This is a genomic window from Methylobacterium sp. E-041 (genome assembly GCF_022829665.1).
In the GTDB taxonomy this organism is placed as follows: Bacteria; Pseudomonadota; Alphaproteobacteria; order Rhizobiales; family Beijerinckiaceae; genus Methylobacterium.
The window spans coordinates 1-1,552 of sequence record NZ_JAKSYQ010000279.1; the positions used below are offsets into that span (position 1 = coordinate 1).

General features: G+C 57.0%; 3 protein-coding genes. 2 read left to right on the plus strand and 1 reads right to left on the minus strand.

The genetic code is table 11. From position 1 onward, the window contains the following. A partial coding sequence (locus MKK70_RS31160) for an integrase core domain-containing protein (protein WP_409568322.1) occupies window positions 1-146 on the plus strand: 146 nt, incomplete at its 5' end. A gap of 134 nt (window positions 147-280) precedes the next feature. Here MKK70_RS31160 and MKK70_RS24785 read toward each other — a convergent pair. After that, window positions 281-499, minus strand: coding sequence for a hypothetical protein (locus MKK70_RS24785; protein ID WP_243950526.1), 219 nt, complete (start codon window positions 497-499; stop codon window positions 281-283). Window positions 500-612: 113 nt separating this feature from the next. Between MKK70_RS24785 and MKK70_RS24790 the strand changes: the two genes are divergently transcribed. Beyond that, window positions 613-1,026 (plus strand): Abi family protein, encoded by a 414-nt coding sequence (locus MKK70_RS24790; RefSeq protein WP_243950528.1) that lies wholly within the window; start codon window positions 613-615, stop codon window positions 1,024-1,026. Window positions 1,027-1,552: the final 526 nt, after the last annotated feature.

Sequence of the window (1,552 nt, forward strand, 5' to 3'; positions counted from 1 at the left end):
ACGCCGAGCCCTACGCCTCATCCGCCGAGCGGACACAAGCCATGAGCCCCTGGATCGACCACTACAACACCAGCCGAACCCACTCCGCCCTCAGCCGACAGACACCCTGGCAAAGGCTGAACAACCTTCTGGGCAACGACAGCTAGGCCTTCGGCGATGCGGCGTCGGGCATCAGCCCGCACCATCGCGGCATCCGCCTCGTCGCTAAGCCGTTCGGCTCGGGCGAGGTCGGCAACGGCCCACCGGATGTCCGCGATGGCGAGAGCGGCGAGGATGGCTTTCAACGCCTGTTCTCCTGCCGGGCGGCATCCAAGGCCGCCTCCCATTGCGCCGTCAGTCTTTTGCCGAGATCCATGATCGCATAAGCGACCGTGATTAGCGGCTCTGACCCATGCGCCTGGGCTTCCGCCATCGTGCTGACGACTTGGCCCCAGCGAGCCACGTCGCGCACGTCGCCCTCTAGCTCGGCGACGGCCTGCCATGCGGACGGATTGCTCATCGGCGAACCTCGCGCCAATCGCATCCGACCGTTGCCAGAACGACCGGGGCTCGCGCCATGGCCTCGGCGCCGACCCGCTGCCACCAGCCCTCGTTCCCAAAGCGATCGTCAAAATGGAACGTGGCGCCGCGGTTGGTCTGCGGGGAAACTGGGCGCATCATCTTGCAATCAAATACGGGCCGCATGGTTACCTTGAGCCCAAGTTTTATGATCGGCCTGGCTATTATGCGAAAGCACTGACAAGTCTTATTGACGAAATCGATCGTTCTAACGATACGTTTATTGTTCATTATAGAAACAAATACGACGACCCAGAACATCCGCTTATATGGATGGCTGCCGAAATTATGTCTCTAGGCCAGCTGTCAAAATGGGTTGGCAATCTGAAACTCCGAGCCGATAGACAGTCTATTGCCAAGTGCTTCGGATTAGATAAGAAAATTTTCATCTCTGCGGCTCACCATCTGACTTATGTGAGAAATATTTGTGCGCATCATGGGAGGCTTTGGAATAAGCATTCACCGTGACTATGACACTTCCAAACTCTCCGGCTTCTCTTAAGCTAGCAATGAATGAACATTCAAGCCAAAAGCTGTACAACAGCTTGACCCTACTAGGATATTTTTTAAGCGTAGTCGCTCGCTGGAAGCGAATGGAAGCAGCAACTTGTGCAGCTTCTTGGATCGTGCCCCTTGGCAGACCCATTTTCAATGGGGTTTCCCGCTGATTGAGAGAAATTGCCTGCTTGGAAATCAGCCTTCGAAGGATAGCTATCTTAGCCGACCGCATTGAGAGTGATGCGCCGCTCGGTTGCTATGGGGGTCCATGCAACAGATGTGCCTCAACAACCGTACCCCGGCGGCTATCCTGCCGGGATGCGCATTGCCTTTGCCACCCTCGTGCTCGTCGTCGCCGCGGTGGGGCGCAAGCTGCTCCGAAGGCAGCGGAGGGACAGATACCGACGAGAGTCGGCGAATGCGTAAAAATTAGCATTGTCCGGATTGGCGCGCGTTTGAGCGATAAGCTGAGGGGCAGGTCCTACACCACGACCAA

Coding starts and splice junctions, on each gene's coding strand:
- MKK70_RS24790 (WP_243950528.1), top strand. CDS start 613: ATGGAACGTGGCGCCGCGGTTGGTCTGCGGGGAAACTGGGCGCATCAT.
- MKK70_RS24785 (WP_243950526.1), bottom strand. CDS start 499: ATGAGCAATCCGTCCGCATGGCAGGCCGTCGCCGAGCTAGAGGGCGAC.